This window comes from Nocardia sp. CA-136227 (assembly GCF_050955695.1).
GTDB lineage: Bacteria > Actinomycetota > Actinomycetes > Mycobacteriales > Mycobacteriaceae > Nocardia.
On record NZ_CP192081.1, the window covers coordinates 4,295,892 to 4,320,309 of the forward strand.

Genomic DNA, 24,418 nt, shown 5'->3' on the forward strand with positions numbered 1-24,418 from the left:
TCGGGAGGGACCGAAGTCCTCTGTTTCCCCGGCGACCCGAGCGCGACGCTGAAGGCATGGATACCGACTGCCGGCGCGACTTTCCCGACGTCGGATTCCGGCCGGTGACCGTGGTCGGTGATGTGCCGAGCGCGGTCGAGCGGTTCAGCGCCACCGCCCAGCTCGTGGTGGTCACCCACGATGGCGAGGCCATCGCGCCCACGCGGCTCGGCCGGACGACCCAGGATCTGGTCTGCCATGCGTCCTGCCCGGTGCTGGTGCTCCCCGACGGACCCGCCCCGGACGTGAACTCCGAAGCGGTCCAGCGATGACCGCCACGACCGAGCCGCCACTCGACAAGGCCGACCGGACCCAGCTGTCGCCGGAGATGCGAGAAACCCACACCGGGCTCGTGGTGCTGTTCGGCGACCGCGCGTACAAGGTGAAGAAGCCGGTCTCCACCGACTTCCTGGATTTCTCCACCGTCGTGGCCCGCGACCGCGCGCTGCGGCGGGAACTCGAACTGAACCGGCGCTGGGCCGCGGACGTCTACCTGGGACTGGCCCATCTCACCGATCCGCTGGGCGGTCCGGCCGAACCGGTGCTGATCATGCGGCGCATGCCCGAATCACGTCGCCTGAGCACACTGGTGGCCACCGGGGAGATCGGACGCGATCACCTCGCCGAACTGGCCGTGATGCTGGCCCGATTCCACCGCACCGCGGCCCGCGGCCCCGCGATCGATCGCGCCGGAACGCCCGACGCGCTGCGCCGGCGATGGGAAATTCTGCTGGACGGCTTGCGATCCCAGCCGCCGGACGAGCTCGAGACCGCAGTCGTCACCCGGATCGAGCGGCTGGCACTGCGATTCCTCGACGGCCGCGCGCCGCTGCTGGCGGGGCGCATCGCCGCGGGCCGGATCCTCGACGGTCACGGCGATCTGCTGACCGAGGACATCTTCGCGCTGAGCGACGGATTCCGGATCCTGGACTGTCTCGACTTCGACGACTCCCTGCGCTACGTCGACGGTCTCGACGACGCCGCGTTCCTGGCCATGGATCTCGAATTCCGCGGGCGGACAGCGCTGTCGGAGGCCTTCCTCGACGAGTACCTGCGTGCCGCGGGCGATACCCCGCCCGCCTCGCTGCGCCACCACTATCTCGCCTACCGGGCCACCGTGCGCGCGAAGACCGATCGCATCCGGTCCGCACAGGGCGAACCGGAATACGCGGCCCACGCCCGCCGGCACGTGGATCTGGCGCTGCGGCATCTGGCAGCGGGCGCGGTGCGGCTGGCGCTCGTCGGCGGACTGCCGGGAACCGGAAAGTCCACCATCGCAGCGGCTTTGGCGCACGAGACCGGCGCGGAGGTCATCTCCAGCGATACCGTGCGCGCGGAGCTTCGCGCCCGGGGAGCGATCACCGGAACCGCCGGCGTCCTGGACGAAGGGGCATACGTCCCCGAGGCGAAGGCGCTCGTCTACTCACGCATGCTCGAACTCGCGCACCACCGACTCACCCACGGTGTCTCGGTCATCCTCGATGCCGCGTGGATCGACGCGAAGGAACGCGCCCGCGCCCTGGCCCTCGCCACGCGGACCCATGCCGATCCGATCGAACTGCGCTGCGCATGCCCGCCGCCGATCGCCGCCGCCCGCATCGAAAGCCGCCCCCGCGGCGACTCGGACGCCACCCCGCACATCGCGAACGCCATGGCCGCCGGCGCCGCACCCTGGCCGACGGCCACACCGCTGGACACCACCGCACCGATCGACGCCACCATCGCACGGGCGTTGCTCGTGTGGAACGTGACCGGCACCGTGCGCGAAATTCCCCGAACCGCGTAGCTGACCTCGAGCTGACCGATACCGTTGTCGAACGGTTGTCGTGGCTCTTCCGGAGCCCTGAAAGGTTCGGTGTCGTATGACCGCTTTGGGCCGCGATCAGGACTCGACGTTCTTCGGATTCATCCAAACTTCCGACGGCGAATGGCTCGCCATCGACGACAACGGCACACCGGTTCCAATCGAGGATGCCGAGGAGTGGGCGCTGGAAGTCGCCGCCGAGCGCGCCGAACTCGAAGCGATGCGCCACCGGCAACTCGGGCTACCCGTGGTGGACGTGGAGCCGCTCGCGGTATACGACAGAGAACCGCGTGACAGTGATCTGTGTTAGACCCACCGGCACGTCGGATTCCCTTCCCGCGTATCCACGGTTGGCGGGAGTGGTTGCATCGCAGAGGCTACAGCCGCCATGCCCCCTAGGACGTATCACGTCACCACGATGAAGCGCTGGCGGATCCCTGGGACTCGAATTTGGTTGCGGCCTCTCGACCTCGAACGGGCCGATCGGGTGCCGCGCAGATCGATCCCATCGTCCGCCCGGCCGACGAACCAGAAATACCCCGTCCAGACAGCGGCGCGCGGACTCCCAGGTGAATTCCCGGCACGCCATCTCGTACGCCATGAGATTGGCTTCGGCTCGCTCGCGCGCGGTCTTGTCGATCGGTTCCCAGCGCATCGTCTCTCGCACCGGCCTGCCCTGGTGGTTCGCGGTCTTCATCGGTGCCTCCCGTAACCAGTCAACGACCGCGACCCCGGCGGGTGGCAGGGCGTAAAGACCATCGCCGCGAGGACCTCCGTCGCCGGTGCTGTGGCACGAGTCCTCTGCCCGGTGCGTCGGTGCGCGGCGCAGGCTCGAGCCAGTACTCGACTGCCCGATCACCGTTCGAAAGGCCGTGTCCGATGAGCCATCACACCGATCCGTTCGCACCCAGCGTGCACACCGCCCACGAATGGCTGGCGGCCGTCGCCGAGGGCATCGATGCCGAGGACCGCTTCGTCGCCCACCGTGCCCTGCGGGCGTGGCTGCACACCGTGCGCGACCGCCACAGATCGAGGCGCTCGAACGCCGCGTGAACGCGCTCACCGAGGCGGTGACGGCGCTGGTGCACGGACTCGAGTTCCCCGCCGAGGGCGAATTCGACACCGGCGCGGGGTTGTCGGCGGCGCAACGCGCCCACCGGATCCTGCTCGCCGAGGGCCTCGCCGGCCCCGGCCACTGACCCGGACGAGGACATCATGCCGATCCGATCCACCCTCCCGCTCGGCCACGTCGCCGGCATCCGCCTCGGCGCGCACTGGTCGGCCGGGGTGACCGTGGGACTGTTCACCTGGGTGCTGGCCTCCTACCTGCACGGCACCGCCGGCACCGGAATCATCTGGGCGGCAGCGGTTCTCGGGGCGCTGACGCTGATCGCGTGCCTGCTCGCCCACGAGCTGGCGCATTCGATCGTGGCCACACGGCACGGAGTCCGGGTCGAACGCATCGTGCTGTGGCTGCTGGGCGGGGCGTCCGAGCTCGCCGACGAACCCCGCGACGCCCGCACCGATCTCCGGGTCGCGCTGGCCGGGCCGGCCACCAGCCTGCGGCTGGGCATCGTGGCATACGGCGCGGCGGCGCTCGCCGCCGTCTTCTCTCCCGGCGGGCCGGTGACCGCCACCCTGCTCTGGCTGGCCACGGTCAATGTCGTTCTCGCCGTGTTCAATATGCTGCCCGGAGCGCCCCTCGACGGCGGCCGGGTGGTGCGCGCGCTGTTGTGGCGCCGCAGCGGTGACCGTCTGCGCGCCGAGACCACCGCCGCCCGCATCGGCCGATTCGTCGGCATGATCCTGGCCGGTCTCGGCGTCGCCGAGATCCTCGCCGTCGGCGACTTCGGCGGCCTGTGGCTGATGCTGCTGGGCTGGTTCCTCTACACCGCCGCCAACAGCGAACTGATGCTCGCGGGTCTGCGACACCGCTTGGGCGACACCACGATCGGCGAGATCATGACACCCCATCCGATCTCGATCCCCGCCGATCGCACCGTCGAACAACTGCTCGGCTCGGACGTCGTCTACACCCATCACCGCGTCTTCCCCGTCGTCGACGCCGACGGCCGACCCCGCGCCGTCCTGGCCTGGGCCGATCTGCTGCGCCCCCGCACCGCCGTCCACCCCGGCCTGCGCGTGTCCGAATTGGCCCGCCCCCTCCAGCCCGCCGCGATAGCCGGGCTCGACGCTCCCCTCAGAGATGTGATCGCCCGAATAGTCCTGCGCCCCGATCTGGACGCCATCGCCGTGGTGCACCCCTCTGGCCGGCTCGCGGGCGTGGTCACCGCCACCGACCTCGCCCTCGCCTGCGACCGCTCGGCCCTCGGCCTGCCCGCCCACCCCACGCAGACCTCCTCCTGACCACCACCCAAGCTCGCGAGTGGTTGGACTCCGCGATGCCGTGCCAGTCAGCTCACGCCGGGCGGAGGTGCGGATTCGGGCGGTGCTGCATTGAGGACAGGCGCGCGGACTCGAGATCTTCCCGGGTTCGCAGGTCCTCGGCGCTCAGCACGTAGGAGTCGGGCCCCGGAAAGATCAGGGTTCGGTGCCCGGTATCGGTCCAGTGCACCAGGTAGGGCGGTTCCCCGTCCTTGCCGTGGACTTCCTCGATGAGACCGCGGCGAGGCGTGCCGCCGGTGGTGCGATGCTCGGCGATCAGCCAGTCGCCCTGTGTAGCAAACATGATTCGAACCTTCCTGTCTCCTCGGCACTCGATGTCATCCTCGTCCGGCTCCCGATTCGGGGGAAGGGCCGGAGGTCCCGGCGCGGAGGTCAGGCGGCACTGACGCCGCGACGCTGTTCCTGGCGGCTCAGGATTGATCCACCGGCGCCGGGCTTTCGTGTCCACCGCCGTCGAGCTCGGCGACCACACGGAATCCGCCGGCCAGACACTCGGCCAGCACCGCCGGATCGGGCACCGCGGCGGTGTCGGAATTGATTCCGATACAGCAGGTTCCGGTGTGCGAGATCAGAGTGATGTTGAACGCGGTGCCGGTCGTGGGCCCGAAGGCGAAGACGCGCTCGACCTTCGCGCCGGCGACATAGAGCGCGACCGGGGACCCCGGGACGTTGGAAGCGATGAAATCGACGTGTTTGAACATGCTCGTGAGCAGGCCGACCGGCAACCTGTTGAAGGCGGCCGCGACGGCGTTCGACAGCGGGATCGCGGGTTCGCGTCGCCACCGCTCGACCGTGCTGCCGAGGGCGCGCATGAGATCGACCACACCGTCCACAGCGACGGGGACAACGAACCGGGCGATGGTGATGCGGTTGCCGCCGACCGGATCGCCGGTGCGCCGCAGGCTGATCGGCATCGCCACCCGTAGCTGCTCGACCTGATGCCCGTGCCGGCTGTGGTAGACGCGCAAGCCGATCAGAATCGAAGCCAGAAAGGCGTCGTTGACCGTGCAGCCCGCCCGGCGCGCCGCGCCGTGCAACGGCTCCAGCGGCACCTCCAGCACCGTCAGCCGCCGCCCCAGACTCCGCCCGGTCATCTGGGGTGACAGCGTTCTGGTGATCGGCCGGGCGAACCGGAGCAGCGATTCGGCCATCGCGACACCGTCGCGGACCGCACCGACAGGGTTGGTGACGGCCCGCCGGGCGATCGGCGGTAACGCCGCCCAGCCCGCGCGCACCAGGTCCGCGCCCGCCGACCAGTTCCACGCGACGATGTCGCCGAGCACCCCGCCTTCCGATCGCGCCGGGGCGGGGACCGATGCGTGCGCGGTGCCCGCACGGCTGAAGTCCAGGATCTCACCGGCTATCTGGATGCCGCCGACACCGTCGGTGAGGCTGTGGTGCACCTTCAGCACGAGCGCGCCCCTCCCCCCGTCCAAACCGCCGAGCACGGTGAGCCGCCACAGCGGCCGGGCCGGATCGAACGCGGACATGACCTCGGTGCGGGCGAACTCGATCACCGACGCCAGGTCCGCGGGCTCCGGAAGGGCGAAGTGGCGAACATGCCAGCGCAGGTCGAAATCGGGATCGGGGGTCCACCGCGGCGGTGTGAGCCCCCACGGCGCCGCGACCAACCGGTGTCGGAATCGCGGCACCACTCGTGTCCCTCGATCGAGCATGCGCAGCAACCGATCCCAGTCCGGTTCGGTGTCGAGGAGCATCACCGTCACGATCGTCGAACGCAGATTCGGGTCCTGTTCCATGCTCCATGCGAACAGGTCCGACTGGGTCATGTGCGAGTCGTGTGCGGTCATTGTCCCTACCATCCCGGAATGCGCGAATCCTTTACTCGCCGGGCGATTTCACTGTCTTCACTGTGACGGGCCGACCGGGTGATCGGCAGGGGCGAAGGTCATCCCGACAGCGAGCCTTCGGCCACCGCGGCCCCGGCTCGGGGAGTGCCGGAGCGACGACCGGATGGGGACCATCGGCCCTACGGCACGGAATGCCGCCGCGCACGACGCTGGTCGACGCCGGGCTGGAACTGTCGGACAAGCCCGACAGCGACCAGCGGTGATTCACACCGCGAGCACCCATCCGTGAGGGACGCGCGGTGGTCGCGGCCGTTGGGTCGGCGGCCTCCGGGCGGTGTCACCGGTTCCGGTCGTCGACCACCGCCGGGCAGCCGGGTGCCGAAATACCCTGTCACACAGGAAGAACGACCGTATCCGCCGGATTCGGACCACCCCGACACTGATGATATGAGCGTCAACGATGATGTAGGCGGCCGCCCGGCGCCCGATCCGGTCACAGTCTCCGCGGTGATCGAGCTGGCGGCGCGGGCGCCGTCGGTGCACAACTCCCAGCCCTGGCGGTGGCGGTTCGACGGCATCCACCTGAATCTGTTCGCGGACGCCGAGCGCCTCCTCTCGGCCGCGGACCCGCTCGGACGCCAGCTGGTGATCAGCTGCGGCGCGATGCTGCATCATGTCCGGGCGGCCTTCGCCGAGCGCGGCTGGCACACCGACATCGTCCGGGTGCCGCAGGCGAAGCGCCCGGACCACCTGGCGGCCATCGGATTCCGGCCGTGGGTGGATCCGCCACCCGAGAACCGCGCGCACGCGCACGCGATCGCCCGGCGCCGGACCGATCGGCTGGCGCTGCTGGAGCCCAGCGGCTGGGAGGACCTCGTTCCCCGGCTGCGCCAATTGGCCGCGGCACAGGACGTCCGGGTCGACGTGCTCGCCGAATCCGCTCGCCCACGGCTCGCCGCCCTGTCCCGCGAGTACGCGACCCTGCGCGGTCACGACCAGTTCTACGACCTCGAACTCCATGCGTGGGCAGGGAATTCCGACACACGCGACGGCGTTCCGGCGGCGGCCCTGGCCTCGGACGCGGAGTTCGCCCGGGTCGGCGTCGGCCGGGTCTTCCCGGCGGGTTTGCGTTCCACCCGCCGCGGTCCGCGCACCGACCACGCCCGGCTCGTGGTCCTCAGCGCGTTGCCGGACTCGGTCCCGCAATGGTTGCGCATCGGCGAGGCCCTCTCCGCGGTACTGCTCGAGTGCACCGCCGCCGGCCTCGCCACCTGCACCCTGACCAACATCACCGAATTGCCGCCCGGCCGAGACCTTCTCGCGCGCATGATCGGCGGTCCCGGCATTCCGCAAGCGGTCATCCGGATCGGCTCCGCCCCACCCGATGAGACCCCCACGCCCCCGCTGACCCCCCGTCGCCCGGTCACGGACATCCTCACCGTCGGGTGAGGCCGCGGCCGGGCCGGGTGGAATCACATCGTCATCGGGTGCAGGATGCCCTGCTGGTGCAGCCACATCATGACCGTGTGGCACATCCGCATCAGCGGCGACGACATATGTTTCCCCACCCGAACGCGAGGAGTTGAGATCGATGGACATGAACACCATGGAAGACCACTGATCCGTCGGTCGCGACGATGACCGACGGATTCAGCTGTCCGCCTGGGGAATCGGCGGCAGCGCTCGCCGGGTCGGTCCGCTGCTCATTGCCGCGCACCCGATGCCCGCAGCGCGGTGAGCCGCGACGTGTACTCGGCCTCGTCGATCTCGCCGCGCGCGAAGCGCTGCGCGAGAAGTTCTTGCGGCGACGGGGATTCGTAGCGCGGCGCGCCGTCCCGGTCGGGGACCGCGAACCGGATCGCCAGGACGATCCCGCCGATGACGAGAGCCCAGAAGATCAGCATTCCGACGCCCATCCCGGCGTAACCCCAACCACTCAAATCGTGGTCGTTCCAATACATCATGGCGACGCCTCCTTCTGTCGTTCCGCCATCACCGGTAGTCGGCACCGGATGCTTCGAGGACCCCGGCCTGGCCGGTGGTCGCGCCGCCGTCGACCACGAATTCCGAACCGGTGGAGAAGGTCGCCTCGGTGACCAGGAATCGCACCATCGCGGCGACCTCCGCCGGCTCGCCGAACCGCGGCAGCGGCTGGGTGGCGGCGACGGACTCGTCCATCCCGGCGGTCATCGCGGTGTGGATCGGGCCGGGGTGCACCGAGCACACCCGGATGCCGGACGAACCCAGTTCCAGCGCAGCGGCTTTGGTCAACCCGCGCAGCGCCCACTTGCTCGCGACGTACCCGCTGATCCCCGCGTAGCCCATGAGCCCGGCGGTCGAGGACACATTGACGATGGTCCCGCCGCCGGCGGCGCGCAGGCGGGGCGCGGCCAGCCGCATCCCCAGCCAGGACCCGACGACGTTGACCTCCAGGACATGCCGGAACAGGTCGGGCGATTCCGTTTCCACGGTCCCGAAGTCGACGATTCCGGCGTTGTTCACCAGCGCGGCGAGTGGGCCGAATTCGCGTTCGGTCTCCTCGATCACTCGCTGCCAGCGGGCCTCGTCGGTGACGTCGAGGTGATGGAACCGCACCTGCGGCGCGAAGCTCTCGGCGAGTTTCAATCCCTCCTCGGTCAGCAGGTCGGCGATGACCACGCCGAAGCCCGCCTTCACCAGTTCCGCGACCACCGCCGCCCCGATTCCCCGCGCCCCGCCCGTGACGATGGCGCTCCGGTCCGCGAACTCGGTCATGGCTGGTCCTCCGATCCGTGCGAAATCCGTTGTTCGGTCACAGCATCCCGCGTGCGCCCACCGGCCCGAGACGGCCGAAAGTCACCGGTTGTGAGGGCGATTGCCGGGCCTTCGGTCCCTGCGGTAATCGCATCGGGCGGCCCAGGATCGATATCGACGCCCATCGAGAGGAATCCACCCCATGAGAACAGCGACCGCGACCGGCATCGGCATGGCCTCGGCCCTGGCCGGACTGGCGATCGGCTATCGGCTCTTCGCCCGGAAGACGTGCGTGACCTGGGGCTCGACCGCCGAGGAGGTCGCTCGCGTCATGCCCGGTGACGAGCTGCTCCCCGATGCCGGCACCGTCACCACCCGCGCGATCACGGTCGCGGCCACGCCCGAACAGATCTGGCCCTGGCTGGTGCAGATGGGTCCCGGCCGCGGCGGGGCGTACACCTATGACAGGATCGAGAACCTGCTCGGCCTGGACATGCACAGCGCCGACGAAATCCTGCCGGAGTACCAGCGGCTCGCGGTCGACGACGTGCTGCCGATGGGCGCGTCCGGTCCCGGCATGCGGGTGGCCGTGCTGGACGGCCCGCACGCCTTCGTCCTCGCCTCGACCGACCATCACTGGGTGTGGGCGTTCGGGCTGTATCCGACCGCCGAGGGCACCCGGCTGATCAGCCGCAATCGCATCGCGCTCCCGGACGCCGGTCTGCCGCGACGCCTGTTCTACATGCTGATCATGGAGCCCGGCAGCCTCGTCATGGAGGCGAAGATGCTGCGCGGGATCAAGGAGCGCGCCGAACGCACCGTCGCGCCACTCACCCCGGTGACCAACGTCCCTGACCAGCGGGCGGAAAGCCCGTATGTTCCGCGCCGGCCGGCGAGAACACTCGGAGGATGACCACCATGAACGCCACCCCGCTCGTCCCCGACCATCGCACCCTGATGTCCGCGATGCGCCTGGCGTCGCGCGCGCCCTCGGTGCACAACACTCAGCCCTGGCACTGGCGCTTCGACGGCGCGCACCTGCACCTGCACACCGACCCCGACCGGGCGCTCGTCACCGCCGACCCGCAGGGCCGGCAGCAGGTGATCAGCTGCGGGGCCATGCTGCACCATGTGCGCACCGCGTTCGGCGCGCACGGCTGGCACACCGACACCACACGCTTGCCCGACCCGTCCGATCCGGGCCGCCTCGCCGAGATCGGCTTCCGGCCCTGGCCCGACCCCCCGGCCGGGCTGGTGGCGCGGGCGCGCGCGATCGACCATCGCCGCACCGACCGCCTGCCGCTGGACCCGCCCGAGCACTGGGATGACGTGGCCCGCCGGCTGCGCATGCTGGTGTCCCCGCATTACGTGGACATGGAAGTTCTCGACGAATCCGTGCGGCCCAGGCTGGCGGCGGTGTCCGAGCAGGCGGCCGCGCTGCGCCGGCACGACCAGATGTACCAGGCCGAAATCGGCTGGTGGGCCGGTCATTCCGGTTTCCCCGAGGGGGTCCCCACCGACGCGCTGATCTCCGACGCCGAGCGCGCCCGGGTCCGGGTGGGACGGACGTTCCCCTCCGCGCCGCACTCCGCGCGCCGTCCCGACATCGAGGACCGGTCGCGGCTCGTCGTCCTCAGCACCCCCGCCGATTCGGCCTCCGACTGGCTGGCCACCGGCGAGGCGCTTTCGGCGATTCTGCTCGAATGCACCGTGGCCGGTCTGGCCACCTGCGCCCTCACCCACATCACCGAATTGCCCACGGGCCGAAACATTCTCACCGGATTCCTGCCCCGGCCCGGCCACCCACAGCTGGTCGTGCGCATCGGCGCCGCCCCCGCCGACGAACCCGAGCACCCGCCGACACCGCGTCGACCCCTCGCCGACACCCTGACCATCGACCGGCACTGACCCGGTCACGATCCTCACCGCGCAGCTCTACAGCCCCGGCGATATCGTCGCGATCGGCCTGGCCGACAGCCGATTGGCCGCCGCCGCGATGATCGCCCGCACTCCCGGATCCGGTCAGGTGGCGAGGATCGCGAGCAGGATCGCGCCGGCCAACACCACCACGAGCGCTGTCGCGAAGGCGATGAGGGCCCAGTGTTCTTGTGTGCGCGGGAATTTGATTGTCACGGCAGTTCTCCTTCGGCGGTGGCTTCGGCCCGGTGGGAACCGCTCAGCCGACCGGGTGTTGTGGCCTGGCCCGCGCCGCGGCGAGCAGGTCGGCGATGGCGGTGTGGATTCCGTCGGCAATCTTCTCCAGATCCGGGGTCGAGTCGTAGTCGCCGGTGATGCCGAAGGTCAGTTGGTCGCCGTAGCTGAGGATGGCGATGCCGGTGCGCAGGCGCATGGCGATGGGGATGGCCGGAATCAGTTCCAGCACTTCGCGTCCCAGCACCGACAGGGTACGGCGGGGGCCGGGGATGTTCGTCGCGACCGCGGTCACGCCGCGCTGCGGCAGGCGCGACCACAACCGCATGCCCCAGGCGACCGGCGCGAACGGTAGCCGCCCGGCCAGGTCGAGCAGTGACTTCTCGGCCTGCGCGGCGCCGCTCGACTTGTGCCGGGCCATACGCTGATGGATGGTGATCAGGCGTTCCACCGGGTCGTCCAGATGCAACGGCAGCAGGGACAGGACCGCGGAAACACGATTGTCCAGCAGGGATTTCGCATCGGCGGCCCGCATCGACACCGGCACCAGAATGCGCACCGTCTTGCCCGTGGGTTGCTCCCCGCGGCCCAGCAGGACGCCCCGATACGCCGAGGTCACCGCGGCGAGGACGACATCGTTGACCGTCGCGTCGAGACCGCGGCCGATCTCGCGGATCTCCGTGAGGGAGGCGCGGGCGATCGTGTAGCGCCGCTGGCGCCCGATCGGGCCGTTGAGCGAGGAGGCCTCGGGTACCGAGACGAACGCGGCCACCACCGGGATCAGGCTGCGCATCATCCCGACCGCGTAGCGCGGCACGTCCAGCGGCAGTCGCAGCCCGGCGACGACGCGGTCGAACCAGTCCGGTCCCGCGGCCGTGTCGGCCGGGGGCGCCGCCCGCAGCCGCGGATCGGATTCCTGTGCATCACACAGCCTTTCGAACAGACTCACGCCGGAGACGCCGTCGACGAGGCTGTGGTGCGCTTTCACGATCAGCGCCCAGCGCGCATCCGCCAAGCGCTCGACGACGACGCATTCCCACATCGGATGATCGCGATCCAGGCGTTCGACGAGCTCGCCGGCGACGAACTCGCGCAATACCGTCTCGTCGGCGGGTTCGGGCAGGGCGGCCCATCGAATGTGGTGGGCCAGATCGAAGTTCGGGTCCTCCTCCCGGACCGGGGCGGTCAGATCCAGCGGCGCGCGCCGGATTCGCTGTCGCAGGCGCTGGTTCGCCGCGACACGCTCGGCCAGCATCGCCGCGAACTCGGCTCGTGCGGGTGGCCGCCCGGCCAGGATCGCCACCGCCGCGATGCCGAGGCTGACGCGGCGGTCGGCATCCTCGAGTTCGATGAATCCCGCGTCCAGCGGCTGTAATTCGGTCATGACCGACACCTGATCCCGGTTATGCGCGGACGACGATCGTCGGGGTTTCGACGTTGTGCAGAACGGTGGAACTGGTGGATCCGAGCAGCATGCCCGTGAAGCCACCCCGGCCGCGGCTGCCGACCACGACCAATTGCGCGTACTCCGACTCCCGCAGCAGCGCCTGGTGCGGGCGTTCCATCACCAACAGGCGACGGACCGCAACGCCAGGATAGCGTTCACCGAATCCGGCGAGCCGCTCGGACAGCAGTTCGTTCTCCTGCACGCGCAGCGGCTCCCAGCCGATCAGCGGCACGTACGAGCCGAGAATGTCGGTCCAGGCGTGCAGTGCGGTCACCCCGACCTTGCGCGCGGCGGCCTCGGCGAAGGCGAGTTCGAGCGCGGGCACGCTGTTCGGTGTGCCGTCGACGCCGACCAGCACCGGCTTCTCGGCGGAGAGCGGATCGGTCGCCGCGGTCGCGTGGATCACCGCCACCGGGCATTCCGCGTGCCGGACGACCGCATCGGCCACCGAACCGAGCAGCCCGGCGCGGATCGCGCCGAGACCGCGGCTGCCCACGACCACCGTTCGCGCGGTCCGGGACTGCTCGATCAGGTGTCCCACGATGGGTTCCCAGATCACTTCGGTCGTGATGGTGACCGCCGCCTCCGGCGCTCCGGCGCGGGCGACGCGACTGGCCTCATCCACGATTCGCTGCCCGTCCCTGGCCAGGAACTCCCGATCGTCGGGCCCGAGCACGTCGACCGGGACCTCGCCGACAGGCAGTGAGATCGAATTGACGATGTGCAGCTCGCAGCCGTGCAGTCCGGCTGCCACCGCGGCCCACACGGCGGCCTGATAGGAGGTGGCCGACCCGTCGACGGCGGCGATGATCCGTGCGGCCCGGGGTTCGAGAGCAGCGGTCATGGTGGGTGTCCTTTCGATTGATCCGGGGGGCTTACCTGCCGATGGGACGGTCGAGCCCGCGTAGCTCGGCTTCCCAGTGCAGGCCGTGCAGGCGTTCCAGCAACCGGGTCAGACACCAGAGCATCGCCAGCAGCGCGAAGCCCACGCCGACCAGCAACGCGAGGCCGGTGCCGATGCCGTCGAGCACCGCCGATCCGGGTTGCCGGGGCGAGGCGCCGGGCAGGCCGTCGGCTCCGAGCCAGGTCTGCACGGTGGAGCCGACCTTGGTGTCACGGCGCGCCTCGACGGTTCCCTTCCCGAGGCTCCCGTCGTGTTTCCACTGGATCTGGACCTCGTAGTGCGCCGCCTGCGCGGGCCCGGCGGCCGCCACGGTCTGCTTCGGCTCGGTCAGCACCGTCGCGAGCACCTCGGTCTTCGCGGCGTTCTCGGCGCTGATCCGCTCGGCGGATCCGCTGTAAGCCGCGGTCCCGACAGCGGCCGCCACCGGGATCGCCAGCAGGAACAGGGCCACGGCCAGTAGGTGGCCCAGCGCCTCCCAGCGATCCGAGGCGCGCATGAGCGGGTTCGAGTTCCACGGTCGCAGCCGCCACACCCGCCACGCCAGTGAGCAATTGCGCGACATGGTCTTTCACCTCGCCTCCGGAGAACCGATCCGTCCATCCAGCATCGCGTGACCGAGCCCACCGGAGACGGGCCTAAAGTCACCGATCCGCCGGTCCGAGGTCGTCGGTCTCGCGCCGATAGGCGGCCAGGGCGGTCGGCAGTGTCGGGAACAATCGCTCGGCGCCGATGCGGTCGGTGAGTCCGGCGGCATCGAGGGCCGCGCGCAGATCCTTCTTGACCCGCGCCATCGCGAAAACGATGCCCCGGGTATGCAATTCGGTTCTGAGCTGCTCGACGGCGTCGAGAGCGGTCAGGTCGACCTCGACATTGGCCTCGGCATTGAGGACGAACCAGCGGATCGGGTCCGCCGCGTCGTCCACGGCCGCCAGCGCACGGCGGCGGAAGTCCTCGGCGTTGGCGAAGCACAGGGGTGCGTCGTACCGGTAGATCACCAGCCCGGGAACGGTCGTCGCCTCCGGATAGTCGTCGATGTCGTGTGCGACTGCCACTACAGCTGACCGGAAATCCCTGCGAGACACCGGCGGTCAGGTTGACCGCGCCCATCGCGAACAGTTCCCGGTTCGCGTCGACGGCATCGCCGTGGCGGGCCGCGAACGCCCGCGCGACCAACACCATGTCGGAGAACCCGACCAGGGCGATGCCGACGGCGGGCAGCAGCAGCCTGCCCACGTCGCCGGCGGCGATGTCCGGCAGGCTCGGCGCCGGTAGCCCCGACGGGATCGCGCCGACCACCCGAATTCCGTGCTCCCGCAACGAGAAGACAGCCACCACCGCCGTCGCTCCCAGTACGGCGATCAGCGGGCCGGGAACCCGCGCGGCCCACGTCGACGTCAGCAGTAGCACCACGAGCGTGGAGGCGGACAGAGCGACTGTCGGCCAATGCAATTCATCGAGGTTCGAGGCGAAGGACCGCAACTGGGCCGACAGGGACTCCCCCTCCACACGCACCCGGCTGACCCGCCCGAGCTGGCCCACGATCATGACGCCCGCGGTCCCTGCCAGGTACCCCACGAGCACCGGTTTCGACAACAGATCGGCGAGCACCCCGAGCCGGGCCGCCGCACCGGCCACACAGCAGACTCCGACCACCAGGGCCAGCATGGCCGCGAGCGCCGCGTACCGGCTGGAATCCCCCGCGGCCAGCGGGGCCAGCGCCACCGCCGTCATGAGCGCGGTCGTCGACTCGGGCCCGACCGACAGCTGCCTGGACGTCCCCAGCAGGACGTACACCGCCAGCGGCCCGAGCGTCGCCCACAAGCCCGCGATCGGAGCCAGACCCGCCACGGTCGCGTAGGCCATGACCTGGGGAATCAGATAGGCCGCCACGGTGACTCCGGCCACCGCGTCCGACCGTAACCAGGCCCGCCGATAGCCCCGGAACTGTCGTGTTCCGGGCAGCCACCGTTCCGCGGCCGCGCCCATCACTGCACGGTACCGCGCGCGATCACCCCACCGCGGGTTTCGAGACGAGCGCGCTTACGGCATCACACCGGTCAGGACCAGCACGCCCGCGGTGAGCAGGGCGACCGCTTTCACCACTTCCAGCGCGACGTAGGCATAGTGGCCGCGCGACCGCGGGCCCTCCGCGCCGGCGAGTACCGCGTCACTGCGCCGGGTCAGCCGGGGACGGACGAACAGCAGCTGGATCGCCAGCGCGACGATCGCCACCGCGAGGGTGATCGTTGTGGCGAGTCCGGGCGGATCCGCCCAGACCGCCGCGAGAATCAGTATGGCGAACAGGGATTCGACGCCGTTGAGGGCACGGAAGACCAGGCGGCCGATGCCCAGGCCGATCGCCAGGGTGACGTTCGGGGCACGGAACTTCAGCGGCGCCTCGATGAACGAGATGGCCAGCACCATGCCGAGCCACAGGAAATCGGCGGCGGTGAGGAAGGCACGGGCGGTGGTCATGGCTATCTCCCTCTCGAGACATCCGGTCCCGCGACGAGTCCCAGATCACCGTCGTAGCGGCGGTACAGCAGGCGGCCGCGGTGGTCGGACGGGTCGGTGAAGAACAGGAACGGCAGGCCGTAGGCGCACAGCCGGGCCGCCGCCTCGGCTTCGGTGAATTCCCTTGTCGGACGGGGGTTCATGGTGACCGGCCGCCAGGTGGCAGAGGCCGGCGGACGCGTTCGCCGTTGCCGGGCCATCCGGACGCCCAGTGGCCCCGCCCAGTACACGATCGCGTCCTCGCCGGTCTCGACGTCGGTGAACAGATGGACGTCATAGTCCATGGCATCCATGGCCGCGGCCGCGCCGACCGGATCGAGGACCTGAAGACAGCACTGCTTGCGCCGGACGATGGGACGCGCGTCGCTCACGGCCGCCAGCGGCGCGCGGCCGGGATCGGGAGACCACCGCGGTTCGGCCTTGCCGGTGAGCCGGTCGAGTTGGCGGTCGAGGCGCTCGGCGGCGAAGGTGAGTGCGAAGCCACCCGGTCCGTCGGCCTGCACCCGAATCGCGTTGCCGGCGAACCGCGCATTCACCTCCGCCACGGTCGTGTTTCCGAAACTCCCGTTCCGGGTGAGCCGGACAGTCGCGGGCGACTCGAGGTGGTGGCGGCGCAGCACCCGCCGGATCACGCGGTCGGCCCGGCTCTTCTCGGCAGCGGTGATCGGACCGGACGACTGCACCGCGACCCCGGGCGTCATCGTCGCCACTCGCTTCGTATTCATCGAAGAATGCCCCTCGTTCCTTGCCGATTCCGCCGAATGACAACGCCCATGCCATCATCCGGCGATCGGCCCGGAACAGGGTCCAAGGTCCTCCCGGGTCACTTCCCGGCGGGCCACCGCCAGTCGGCGATCTCGGGCGGGTCGATGCCGTGGTGGCGGGCATAGGCGTCGGCGGCTTCACGCTGCGTGGTCAACCGCTCGGTCAGGGGCGCGAGCCGGTCGGCGAGGCGGGGCACCTCGGCGAGGGCGGCGGCCGCGAGGGTGAAGCGGTCGATGCCGTTCATCGCGCACATGCTGAACGGCGTGGTGGTGGTGCCGTTGTCGGTGAAGCCGTGGACGTGCATGCGATCGTGGCCCGGACGACGGTAGGCGATGCGGTGGACGAGCCACGGATAGCCGTGGAAGGCGAAGATCACCGGGGCGTCGGTGAAGACGGCGCGATAGTCCTCGTCGGCGATGCCGTGCGGGTGACGATCCGGCGGGAACAGCCGCGCCAGGTCCACGACATTGACCACACGAACCGCCAAGTCCGGCACCATGTCCCGCAGCAACGCGGCCGCGGCCAGGGTCTCCTGGGTGGGGACATCGCCCGCACAGGCCAGCACGACCTCGGCGGGACGACCGGAATCGCTGCTCGCCCACTGCCAGACACCGAGCCCGCGTTCACAGTGCACGCGCGCCGCGTCGTCGTCGAGGTATTGCAGCGCGGGCTGCTTGCCCGCGACGACGACATTGACCCGGCCCCGGCTGCGCAGGCAGTGGTCGAAGACGTGCAGCAGGCAGTTGGCGTCCGGCGGCAGATACACCCGGCTCACCTCGGGCCGCTTGCTCAGCACGTGGTCGATGAAGCCGGGATCCTGATGGGAGGCACCGTTGTGATCCTGCCGCCACACATGCGAGGTGATCAGGTAGTTGAGGCTGGGAATGGGCTCACGCCAGTCGAAGTCGGCCGCCATGTGCAGCCATTTCGCGTGCTGCACCACCATCGAGTCGATGACGTGCGCGAACGCCTCGTAGGTGGAGAACACGCCGTGGCGGCCGGTGAGCAGGTAACCCTCGAGCCAGCCCTGGCACAGATGTTCCGAGAGCACCTCGAAGACGCGGCCGTCCGGAGACAGCCGATCGTCGCCCACGATGCGTCGCTCGCGCCAGCGACGGCCGGTGACCTCGAGGATGGCGTCCAGACGGTTGGAGGTGTGTTCGTCCGGGGAGAAGAACAGCAGATTGCGGGGGTTCTCGACCAGGGCGTCGCGCAGATAGCGGCCGAGCACGCGGGTGGCCTCGGCCGATTCTGTTCCGGGCGTTGCGAATTCGACCCGGTAGTCGGTCGGGCACGGGAGCCGCAGGTCGACACTGTCATGCCCGTGTGCGGCGCGGTTCGCGCTCATGCGCAGGTGCCGCGGGTGCAGGTCCGCGATCCGGCCGACCGGGTGGCCGGCGGCGTCGAAGAGCTCCTCGGGCCGGTAGGAGCGCAGCCAGTCCTCCAGTTGCGCAAGGTGTTCGGGGTTCTCTCGGACGCCTGCCAACGGCACCTGGTGGGCCCGGAAGGTGCCCTCCACACGGACGCCGTCGACCATCGCCGGACCGGTCCATCCCTTGGGGGTCACCAGCACGATCATCGGGCGGCACGGGTCGCGCGGCCCGAGCCCGCGCTCGGCGTCGTCGCGGATCTCGCGGATTCGTTCCATCGCCTCGTCGAGCACCGTCGCGTAGCGTTCGTGCACTTCGGCCGGATCGGCGCCCTCCACGTACATCGGCTCCCACCCTTGCGCGGTGAGCAGAGCGTCGAGGTCCCCGCGCGACATACGTGCCAGCAGTGTCGGATTCGCGATCTTGTAGCCGTTGAGGTGCAGGATCGGCAGCACGGTCCCGTCGGTCACGCGGTCCAGGAACAGCGATCCGTGCCAGCTGGTGGCCAGTGCCGCGGTCTCGGCCTCGCCGTCGCCGATCATGCAGGCCACCACCAGATTCGGATTGTCCAGGGCCGCTCCGGTGGCGTGCGCGAGCGAGTAGCCCAGTTCGCCGCCCTCGTGGATGGACCCCGGCAGATGCGGCGAGGCGTGACTGGGCACGCCGCCGGGGAAGGAGAACTGCCGGAACAGTTCCCGCATTCCGGCCAGATTCTGCCCCACCTCCGGATGCCGCAGCGAGTAGGTGCCTTCGAGCCAGGTCGCGGCGGTGAGCGCCGCCGCGCCGTGCCCGGGGCCGAGCACGAACAGCATCTGCTGCCCGGTGCGCATGATGACGCGGTTGAGGTGGGCGTAGGTCAGGGTCACCCCGGGCACGGTGCCCCAGTGCCCGATCAACCGCGGCTTGATGTGTTCGGGCCGCAGCTTTTCGGTCAGCAGTGGGTTGTCCATGAGGTAGATCTGGCCGGCGGCCAGATAGTTCGCCGCCCGCCACCACGCGTCCAGATCGACCAGGTCGTCCCGGATGCGGGTCGCGGAACCGGGCATGGTCCTCGTCATCGCTTCGTCTCCTCGGGGTCGGCGTGCACCACCATCACCGGGCAGTGCGCGTGCTGTACCAGGTGGTGGGCGGTGGATCCGAGGAGCAGGCCCGCGAATCCGCCGCGGCCGCGGTTGCCGACCACCATCAGTTGCGCGGTCTTCGACAGCTCGGTGAGCTGGGCCGCGGGCCCGGCGGTGCAGACCTCCCGGGTCACCTCGACGTCCGGGTACTTCTCCTGCCAGCCCGCCAGCCGCTCGGCCAGCACGGCCGTCTCGACATCGTCGAGGTTCCCGGTCATCGAGGTCACCTCGCCGGCGAACTGCCCGGTGTCCCAATCGCTCCAGGCGTGCATCGCGACCAGGCCGGTGCGCCGCTCGGCGGCCTCGGCGAACGCCGCGGCGATGGCGGCCTCGCTGGTCCGGCTGCCGTCCACACCCACCACCACCGGCCCGGAGGTCCGGACCGCGTCGCCGGTGTCGGGGTCCGGCCGCACCACGATGACCACGCCGTGCGCGTGGCTGGTGACCGCCAACAGGGTCGAGCCCAGGTGCGCGAGGGTGCCGGCGGTGCCGGACGCGCCGATCACCACCGCGAAGGCGGTCGCGCTGTCCTCGATCAGCAATTGGGCGGCGGTGTCGCCGGACATGGACGCCGAGAGCGGGACCTGGGGGTCGTACTCGCCCGCGGCCGTCACCGCGCGCGCGACCATCGCCCTGCCCGCCGCTTTGACGCTGTCGATCAGCGGCTGCGTGGCGACCGCGTAGGTTCCCACGCCGCGGCTCACGCCGACCAGGTCCAGCCCGTGGACGATGTGCAGCCGCCGCCGATGCTGCGCGGCGTACTCCACCGCCCACCGCAGCGCCCGTGCCGCACCGTCCGAGCCGTCCACCCCCACGACCACGGGCGCGGAGGCCAGCCGATGCGGATCGTCGTACTGCTGCTCTGTCATCGTGACCTCCGGGGTGAGGTGAAATCATCGGCGCCCGAACCGGGCTGGTCCTCTCACGGTAGAAATGCCCCCGCCCCCGCTGCTGCGGGCGATCGTCCTCGAACCGGGGACCAAAGGCCTCTGCGCTGCCGTCCGCGATCACCGAACCGGGACTTCGCCGCCGTTGGTCACTCCCGGGTCGGGAACAACGGCCCTGCTGCCCGCCTCGCGCCGGGACGAGACTGATCACCATGGATTCTCCCGCACCACCGCACGCCGTGGCGATAGCGGCGCTGGTACTCGGTTCGGTGATGGTCGTCGTGATCCCCGCGGCTACCGACTCTCTGACCGCCTGGGCGCGGTTGTACGGCGCGGTGCTGGTCTACCTCGCGTTCGCCGAATACCTGGCGGTCGCGGTCGGGCTGGTCCGCTGGGGCGCCGCTCAGCTGCGTTCCTGATCGCGGCCCGCCACGAAATCCCGCGCGTCCAGCGGTACCCGCACGGTCGCCCCCGCCGCCAGCATCTCGGTGACGCCGTCACAGTGGATCTCGACCGGATCGGCGCGTCCCGGATCCGCAGCGACCTCCAGCGCGCGAGCGGTGATCCGGATCGCCAGACGATGTCCGCGATAGACGATCGAATAGCGCAGCTCCCCCAGCTCCGACGGCCAGCAGGGGTTGAAGATCAGCCGGTCGGATCGGATCTCCATCCCGGTGAAGCAGCGCTGCACCAGGTCGATGCTTCCGGCCATGGCTCCCAGGTGAATTCCCTCCTCCGTGGTGCCGCCCTGGATGTCGGCCACATCGGAGTCCAGCACCCGGTCGAAGAACTCCATCGCCCGCGCCCGGTGCGCGCGAGCCAGCACCCAGGCGTGGACCAGCGCGCTCAGGGTGGAGCCGTGCGACGTCCGGGCCAGGTAGTAGTCGATGGTGCGGGGAATCATCTCCCCCGGCAGTTCGTATCCGAGGCGCTCGAGCAGGTCGCGCAATTCGTCGGCCGAGAGCAGGTAGAACAGCATCAGCACGTCGGCCTGTTTGGCGGCCCGATACCGGTTGACGTCATCGCCCTCGGCCTCGAGGATCCGATCGAGCCGCTGGATCTCGCCGTAGCGCTGTCGATAGCCATCCCAATCGAGTTCGGCCAGGAGCTCGTACCCGTCGAACTGACTGAGCACACCGTCGTGGAACGGCACGAACATGCGGCGGCTGACGTGCTCCCACCGGGCCAGCTCTCGCGGCGAGACGCGCAGTGACTCCAGCAGTTCCGCGCGGGCCCGCGGCGTCAGCCGGTCCAGGGCTTCCTGAGCGCGCACCAGCGTCCACACCGCCATCATGTTCGTGTAGGCGTTGTCGTCGACACCGGTCCCGGGCGCGGTGGGCGAACCGGTGTGGAATTCGTCGGGCCCGATCACACCACGCAGGTGAAAGCGATCGTGGCGCGGATCGTACTCGGCCGCACTCGCCCAGTATCGGGCGATCTCGACCAGCAGTTCGGCTCCGTAATCGGTGAGGAATTCGATGTCACCGGAAGCCTGATAGTACTGCCACACGGTGTAGGCGATCGCGCTGCCGATGTGATGGGCGCGCGGGCTCGGATCCGGATTCCAGTGCCCCGACAGCGGATTCAGATGCAGCAGTTGACTCTCCTCACGGCCGTCGGAGCCCGACTGCCACGGGAACATCGCTCCGCGCTGACCCGCCGCGGCCGCGGCGCGGCGCGCCTCCGGCAGCCGCCGGTAGCGGTAGCGCAGCAGCGCCCGCGCCAGGCGTGGGAAGCGCGGGTTCACGACCGGGTAGACGAACAGCTCGTCCCAGAAGACGTGCCCGCGGTACGCCTCGCCGTGCAGGCCGCGCGCCGGGACGCCGACATCGAGATCCGCGGTGTGTGGTGACAGGGTTTGCACCAGATGCAGCAGGTGCAGCCGGAGCACGCGGGTCGCCCGATCACCGCCGTCGAGGTCGATGCGCAGCCGATCCCACAGGTGTTCCCAGGCGGCCGTGTGGGATTCGAGCAGATCCGCGAACCCGCCGGCCGCGTGCAAGGACCGCGCGGCCTCGTCGTCCGGGGCCGAGACGGCGTGGTCGCGACCGGTGACCACGGCCGCGATCTTCTCCAGCACGACGGTGTCCCCCGTGGTCAGCACGACACCGTGGTCGTGTCCGATCGAGTCCTCCGATTCGACGAGTTCGGTTGCGGGGCACAACTTCACCCCGTCACGGTGCAGGGTTCCGCGCGCGGCGGTCGCCACCGGAATTCCCGACTGCCCGGTACGCACGACCAGCAATACCGATTCCGGCGACAGTTCGCGCGCCGACACCGGCACGAGATGATCACCCGACAGGTCGCGATACCGGGCCACCAGCGCATTGCGCACGCCGCCGTCCACTGTCGAGCGGAAGATCACGGTGCCCGACCAGTTCTCGGCGGTCACCTCCGTCTCCAGCGCGCACAGATGCGGGGCGTGCATGGCCGCGAAGCGACGCTGCCGCACCCGCGTGACCCGCCCGGTGGCGTCGCGGAAACGGAACCGCCGCGACAGGACCGCGCGGCGCAGATCGAATTCCTGCCGATAGGACAGCAATTCGACGGAGTCGATGTCGAACCAGTCGCCGTCGCCGACCCGGAAGGTCACCGGCAGCCAGTTCGGCAGGTTCACCAGGCTCTCGTTGTCGACGGTACGCCCGGCGACCTGATCGAAGAGCCGGTTGTAGGTCCCCGCGACATACGTCCCCGGATAGTGATGCTCGCTCGCCGCGCGGTCGGGCGCCGCGCCGCGGGTGGCGAGGTAGCCGTTGCCGACCGTGCACAACGCCTCCCGCAGCCGCTCGTGCGCCGGGTCGTAGCCGTCGAAGGCGAGCACCCACGAATCCGACACCGCCCCGGACGATTCGGCTTCGAACAACCCGGCCAGGTCGTCGAGGAACACGCGCACGCCTTCCGGGCCCGACAGCGCGAACCGGGCGGCGGTCCGGCGGTCGCCGTTCTCGTCGTGGCGGACGACCACCGGCAGTCCCTCGGCCTCGATCGAGTCGAAGGCGTCCTCGTCGGTGAGATCGTCGCCCACGTAGATCGGCAGGGTGGAGGTGGTGAGGTGGCCCAGGATCCAGTGCAGCGCGGTTCCCTTGTCCCAGTTCACGTCCGGTCGCAGCTCCACGACCTTCCGCCCGCCCGTCACCCGCAGGCCCCGGTCGTGGGCTCGAGCGTGAACCGCGGCGGTCACCGCGGGCACCTGTTCCGGCGACACGCGCCGGTAGTGCACCGCGACGGCGAACCGCTTGTGCTCCACCAGAATTCCCGGGACGTCGCCGAGTGCCCGCTCGAGTTCCGCGGCCGCCGCGGCGAGAGCCGCCTCCGCACCCGGTGCCGCGTCGTGCACATAGGTCGTTCCGTCCGGGGCCAGCAGCTCGAATCCGTGACACCCGGCGTACCAGAGTCCCTCCACGCCCACCCGATCGCGCAGGTCCGCCAGTTCACGCCCGCTGATGATGGCCACCGGGCACCGCGTCGCCAGCCGCTCCAGGGCCGCTACCGCGCCGTCGACCAGGGTCGCGGCGGCCGGATCGGGCACGATGGCCGAGAGCGTGCCGTCGAAATCGAGCAGCACCGAGGCCTTTTCGGTGTCGAGTAGGTCGCCCAGGCGCGCCACGGCCGCCTCGGGCAGTTCCGACATCCGCCGGAAACCGTTGCGCAGCCCCACCTGTCCGAGATCGGCGACCACGACATCGGCGCCGTGTTCGGCGAGCCGGTCCCCGTTCCCGCCCCGATCGACGCCGATCACCAGGCCGAAACCACCCGCGCGCCCGGCGGCCACGCCGGCCTCCGCGTCCTCCACGACAATGGTCCGCGCCGGTTCGGCCCCGAGCCGGCGCGCGGCCTCGAACAACATCGCGGGATCCGGTTTGCCCGCCAACCCCAGTTCGTCGGCGACCACCCCGTCCACGCGCACACCGAACAGATCACCGATGCCGGCCGCACGCAGGACCTCGGCGCAGTTGCGGCTGGCGGAGAAGACCGCGACGCCGAGTCCCGCGGCCTGCAAGCGGCGCACCAACGCCACCGTGCTCGCGAACGCGGGTATCCCGTCTCGGGTGAGCCGATCCAGGAACAGCCGGTCCTTGCGATTGCCCAGCGCACAGACGGTCTCCACGTCATCACCATCGCCGGGATCCCCATAGGGCAGTGAGATACCGCGAGCGGCAAGGAAATTCGTGACGCCCTGGTATCGGGGGACGCCATCGACATATCGCAGATAGTCGTCGGCGGAGAACGGTGACCTATCCTCGCCGGGCACGATGGGACGGTGTGTCAGGAAATCGTCGAAGGTCTCCTGCCACGCCGCCGCGTGGACCGCAGCACTGTCGGTCACCACGCCGTCCATATCGAAGATCACCGCATCGTGACGCCGCGCATCGATCAGCGGCGTGGCCTGTGTGTGCTCGTCCACCCCTTCAGCGTGCGTCGCGCCCGGCGTGTCGCCAAGGGTCCTGTAGCACCGCACCGAGGAC

22 protein-coding genes and 1 pseudogene are annotated in these 24,418 nt (G+C 70.1%); 10 read left to right on the plus strand and 13 right to left on the minus strand.

Annotated features, from left to right (window positions below):
* The first annotated feature begins 56 nt into the window (after positions 1–56).
* The 6 genes from ACQP06_RS19745 to ACQP06_RS19770 all read left to right on the plus strand — a co-directional run bounded on the left by ACQP06_RS19745 (position 57) and on the right by ACQP06_RS19770 (position 4,210).
* Entirely contained in the window at positions 57–311 is a 255-nt protein-coding gene (locus tag ACQP06_RS19745; RefSeq protein ID WP_433666002.1) for a universal stress protein, read from the plus strand.
* On the plus strand, positions 308–1,825 hold the full coding sequence (locus ACQP06_RS19750; protein WP_433666003.1) for an AAA family ATPase: 1,518 nt from the start codon (positions 308–310) through the stop codon (positions 1,823–1,825). The genes ACQP06_RS19745 and ACQP06_RS19750 overlap by 4 nt, the downstream gene beginning before the upstream one ends.
* A gap of 76 nt (positions 1,826–1,901) precedes the next feature.
* Positions 1,902–2,153, plus strand: coding sequence for a hypothetical protein (locus ACQP06_RS19755; RefSeq protein WP_433666004.1), 252 nt, complete (start codon positions 1,902–1,904; stop codon positions 2,151–2,153).
* Positions 2,154–2,722: 569 nt separating this feature from the next.
* Positions 2,723–2,896 carry a hypothetical protein gene (locus ACQP06_RS19760; protein ID WP_433666005.1) on the plus strand — a complete coding sequence of 58 codons (174 nt, stop codon included), beginning with the start codon at positions 2,723–2,725 and terminating at the stop codon, positions 2,894–2,896.
* Positions 2,842–3,042, plus strand: coding sequence for a hypothetical protein (locus ACQP06_RS19765; RefSeq protein ID WP_433666006.1), 201 nt, complete (start codon positions 2,842–2,844; stop codon positions 3,040–3,042). The genes ACQP06_RS19760 and ACQP06_RS19765 overlap by 55 nt, the downstream gene beginning before the upstream one ends.
* A gap of 16 nt (positions 3,043–3,058) precedes the next feature.
* Positions 3,059–4,210, plus strand: coding sequence for a site-2 protease family protein (locus tag ACQP06_RS19770; RefSeq protein ID WP_433666007.1), 1,152 nt, complete (start codon positions 3,059–3,061; stop codon positions 4,208–4,210).
* A gap of 52 nt (positions 4,211–4,262) precedes the next feature.
* On the opposite strand, the gene ACQP06_RS19775 is transcribed toward ACQP06_RS19770, so the two are convergent.
* Positions 4,263–4,532, minus strand: coding sequence for a DUF1918 domain-containing protein (locus ACQP06_RS19775; RefSeq protein ID WP_433666008.1), 270 nt, complete (start codon positions 4,530–4,532; stop codon positions 4,263–4,265).
* Between the two features lie 127 nt (positions 4,533–4,659).
* Positions 4,660–6,060 carry a wax ester/triacylglycerol synthase domain-containing protein gene (locus tag ACQP06_RS19780; RefSeq protein ID WP_433666009.1) on the minus strand — a complete coding sequence of 467 codons (1,401 nt, stop codon included), beginning with the start codon at positions 6,058–6,060 and terminating at the stop codon, positions 4,660–4,662.
* Positions 6,061–6,507: 447 nt separating this feature from the next.
* Between ACQP06_RS19780 and ACQP06_RS19785 the strand changes: the two genes are divergently transcribed.
* Positions 6,508–7,509, plus strand: coding sequence for an Acg family FMN-binding oxidoreductase (locus ACQP06_RS19785; RefSeq protein WP_433666010.1), 1,002 nt, complete (start codon positions 6,508–6,510; stop codon positions 7,507–7,509).
* A 254-nt stretch (positions 7,510–7,763) separates the two neighbouring features.
* On the opposite strand, the gene ACQP06_RS19790 is transcribed toward ACQP06_RS19785, so the two are convergent.
* Both ACQP06_RS19790 and ACQP06_RS19795 read right to left on the minus strand, forming a co-directional pair.
* A complete protein-coding gene (locus tag ACQP06_RS19790; protein WP_379279490.1) occupies positions 7,764–8,024 on the minus strand; it encodes an SHOCT domain-containing protein in 261 nt (86 codons plus the stop codon).
* Positions 8,025–8,052: 28 nt separating this feature from the next.
* Positions 8,053–8,814: an SDR family oxidoreductase gene (locus ACQP06_RS19795; protein WP_433666011.1), complete on the minus strand. Its 762-nt coding sequence runs from the start codon at positions 8,812–8,814 to the stop codon at positions 8,053–8,055.
* Between the two features lie 181 nt (positions 8,815–8,995).
* On the opposite strand from ACQP06_RS19795, the gene ACQP06_RS19800 reads away from it, so the two are divergent.
* Together ACQP06_RS19800 and ACQP06_RS19805 are read left to right on the plus strand one after the other, a co-directional pair.
* Positions 8,996–9,706 (plus strand): SRPBCC family protein, encoded by a 711-nt coding sequence (locus ACQP06_RS19800; protein ID WP_433666012.1) that lies wholly within the window; start codon positions 8,996–8,998, stop codon positions 9,704–9,706.
* On the plus strand, positions 9,703–10,701 hold the full coding sequence (locus tag ACQP06_RS19805; protein WP_433666013.1) for an Acg family FMN-binding oxidoreductase: 999 nt from the start codon (positions 9,703–9,705) through the stop codon (positions 10,699–10,701). Before ACQP06_RS19800 ends, ACQP06_RS19805 begins: the two co-directional genes overlap by 4 nt.
* 268 nt (positions 10,702–10,969) lie before the next feature.
* Here the strand turns inward: ACQP06_RS19805 and ACQP06_RS19810 are convergent, their stop codons facing one another.
* The 8 genes and pseudogenes from ACQP06_RS19810 to ACQP06_RS19845 all read right to left on the minus strand — a co-directional run bounded on the left by ACQP06_RS19810 (position 10,970) and on the right by ACQP06_RS19845 (position 19,934).
* Positions 10,970–12,328 carry a wax ester/triacylglycerol synthase family O-acyltransferase gene (locus ACQP06_RS19810; RefSeq protein ID WP_433666014.1) on the minus strand — a complete coding sequence of 453 codons (1,359 nt, stop codon included), beginning with the start codon at positions 12,326–12,328 and terminating at the stop codon, positions 10,970–10,972.
* 19 nt (positions 12,329–12,347) lie between these two features.
* Positions 12,348–13,235, minus strand: a complete 888-nt coding sequence (locus ACQP06_RS19815) for a universal stress protein (protein WP_433666015.1) — start codon at positions 13,233–13,235, stop codon at positions 12,348–12,350.
* A 31-nt stretch (positions 13,236–13,266) separates the two neighbouring features.
* Positions 13,267–13,857, minus strand: coding sequence for an Rv1733c family protein (locus tag ACQP06_RS19820; RefSeq protein ID WP_433666016.1), 591 nt, complete (start codon positions 13,855–13,857; stop codon positions 13,267–13,269).
* Positions 13,858–13,936: 79 nt separating this feature from the next.
* Positions 13,937–15,281: pseudogene (locus ACQP06_RS19825) on the minus strand (SulP family inorganic anion transporter).
* A gap of 54 nt (positions 15,282–15,335) precedes the next feature.
* Positions 15,336–15,770 carry a hypothetical protein gene (locus tag ACQP06_RS19830; protein ID WP_433666017.1) on the minus strand — a complete coding sequence of 145 codons (435 nt, stop codon included), beginning with the start codon at positions 15,768–15,770 and terminating at the stop codon, positions 15,336–15,338.
* Between the two features lie 2 nt (positions 15,771–15,772).
* Positions 15,773–16,534: a sigma 54 modulation/S30EA ribosomal C-terminal domain-containing protein gene (locus ACQP06_RS19835; protein ID WP_433666018.1), complete on the minus strand. Its 762-nt coding sequence runs from the start codon at positions 16,532–16,534 to the stop codon at positions 15,773–15,775.
* A gap of 98 nt (positions 16,535–16,632) precedes the next feature.
* Positions 16,633–19,002 carry a phosphoketolase family protein gene (locus ACQP06_RS19840; protein WP_433666019.1) on the minus strand — a complete coding sequence of 790 codons (2,370 nt, stop codon included), beginning with the start codon at positions 19,000–19,002 and terminating at the stop codon, positions 16,633–16,635.
* The gene (locus ACQP06_RS19845) at positions 18,999–19,934 is read right to left on the minus strand and encodes a universal stress protein (RefSeq protein WP_433666020.1); all 936 of its coding nucleotides are present in this window, start codon (positions 19,932–19,934) and stop codon (positions 18,999–19,001) included. The genes ACQP06_RS19840 and ACQP06_RS19845 overlap by 4 nt, the downstream gene beginning before the upstream one ends.
* A gap of 230 nt (positions 19,935–20,164) precedes the next feature.
* On the opposite strand from ACQP06_RS19845, the gene ACQP06_RS19850 reads away from it, so the two are divergent.
* Positions 20,165–20,371, plus strand: a complete 207-nt coding sequence (locus ACQP06_RS19850; protein ID WP_433666021.1) for a hypothetical protein — start codon at positions 20,165–20,167, stop codon at positions 20,369–20,371.
* Here ACQP06_RS19850 and otsB read toward each other — a convergent pair.
* The gene (otsB, locus tag ACQP06_RS19855) at positions 20,356–24,291 is read right to left on the minus strand and encodes a trehalose-phosphatase (protein WP_433673372.1); all 3,936 of its coding nucleotides are present in this window, start codon (positions 24,289–24,291) and stop codon (positions 20,356–20,358) included. The two genes, ACQP06_RS19850 and otsB, sit on opposite strands and share 16 nt — an antisense overlap.
* Between the last annotated feature and the right edge of the window lie 127 nt (positions 24,292–24,418).

Bases quoted from the DNA above. Each gene is read 5' to 3' on its own strand.
- ACQP06_RS19745 (WP_433666002.1), top strand. From the start codon at position 57: ATGGATACCGACTGCCGGCGCGACTTTCCCGACGTCGGATTCCGGCCG.
- ACQP06_RS19750 (WP_433666003.1), top strand. From the start codon at position 308: ATGACCGCCACGACCGAGCCGCCACTCGACAAGGCCGACCGGACCCAG.
- ACQP06_RS19755 (WP_433666004.1), top strand. From the start codon at position 1,902: ATGACCGCTTTGGGCCGCGATCAGGACTCGACGTTCTTCGGATTCATC.
- ACQP06_RS19760 (WP_433666005.1), top strand. From the start codon at position 2,723: ATGAGCCATCACACCGATCCGTTCGCACCCAGCGTGCACACCGCCCAC.
- ACQP06_RS19770 (WP_433666007.1), top strand. From the start codon at position 3,059: ATGCCGATCCGATCCACCCTCCCGCTCGGCCACGTCGCCGGCATCCGC.
- ACQP06_RS19775 (WP_433666008.1), bottom strand. From the start codon at position 4,532: ATGTTTGCTACACAGGGCGACTGGCTGATCGCCGAGCATCGCACCACC.
- ACQP06_RS19780 (WP_433666009.1), bottom strand. From the start codon at position 6,060: ATGACCGCACACGACTCGCACATGACCCAGTCGGACCTGTTCGCATGG.
- ACQP06_RS19785 (WP_433666010.1), top strand. From the start codon at position 6,508: ATGAGCGTCAACGATGATGTAGGCGGCCGCCCGGCGCCCGATCCGGTC.
- ACQP06_RS19790 (WP_379279490.1), bottom strand. From the start codon at position 8,024: ATGATGTATTGGAACGACCACGATTTGAGTGGTTGGGGTTACGCCGGG.
- ACQP06_RS19795 (WP_433666011.1), bottom strand. From the start codon at position 8,814: ATGACCGAGTTCGCGGACCGGAGCGCCATCGTCACGGGCGGGGCGCGG.
- ACQP06_RS19800 (WP_433666012.1), top strand. From the start codon at position 8,996: ATGAGAACAGCGACCGCGACCGGCATCGGCATGGCCTCGGCCCTGGCC.
- ACQP06_RS19805 (WP_433666013.1), top strand. From the start codon at position 9,703: ATGACCACCATGAACGCCACCCCGCTCGTCCCCGACCATCGCACCCTG.
- ACQP06_RS19810 (WP_433666014.1), bottom strand. From the start codon at position 12,328: ATGACCGAATTACAGCCGCTGGACGCGGGATTCATCGAACTCGAGGAT.
- ACQP06_RS19815 (WP_433666015.1), bottom strand. From the start codon at position 13,235: ATGACCGCTGCTCTCGAACCCCGGGCCGCACGGATCATCGCCGCCGTC.
- ACQP06_RS19820 (WP_433666016.1), bottom strand. From the start codon at position 13,857: ATGTCGCGCAATTGCTCACTGGCGTGGCGGGTGTGGCGGCTGCGACCG.
- ACQP06_RS19830 (WP_433666017.1), bottom strand. From the start codon at position 15,770: ATGACCACCGCCCGTGCCTTCCTCACCGCCGCCGATTTCCTGTGGCTC.
- ACQP06_RS19835 (WP_433666018.1), bottom strand. From the start codon at position 16,534: ATGAATACGAAGCGAGTGGCGACGATGACGCCCGGGGTCGCGGTGCAG.
- ACQP06_RS19840 (WP_433666019.1), bottom strand. From the start codon at position 19,002: ATGACGAGGACCATGCCCGGTTCCGCGACCCGCATCCGGGACGACCTG.
- ACQP06_RS19845 (WP_433666020.1), bottom strand. From the start codon at position 19,934: ATGACAGAGCAGCAGTACGACGATCCGCATCGGCTGGCCTCCGCGCCC.
- ACQP06_RS19850 (WP_433666021.1), top strand. From the start codon at position 20,165: ATGGATTCTCCCGCACCACCGCACGCCGTGGCGATAGCGGCGCTGGTA.
- otsB (WP_433673372.1), bottom strand. From the start codon at position 24,291: ATGGACGGCGTGGTGACCGACAGTGCTGCGGTCCACGCGGCGGCGTGG.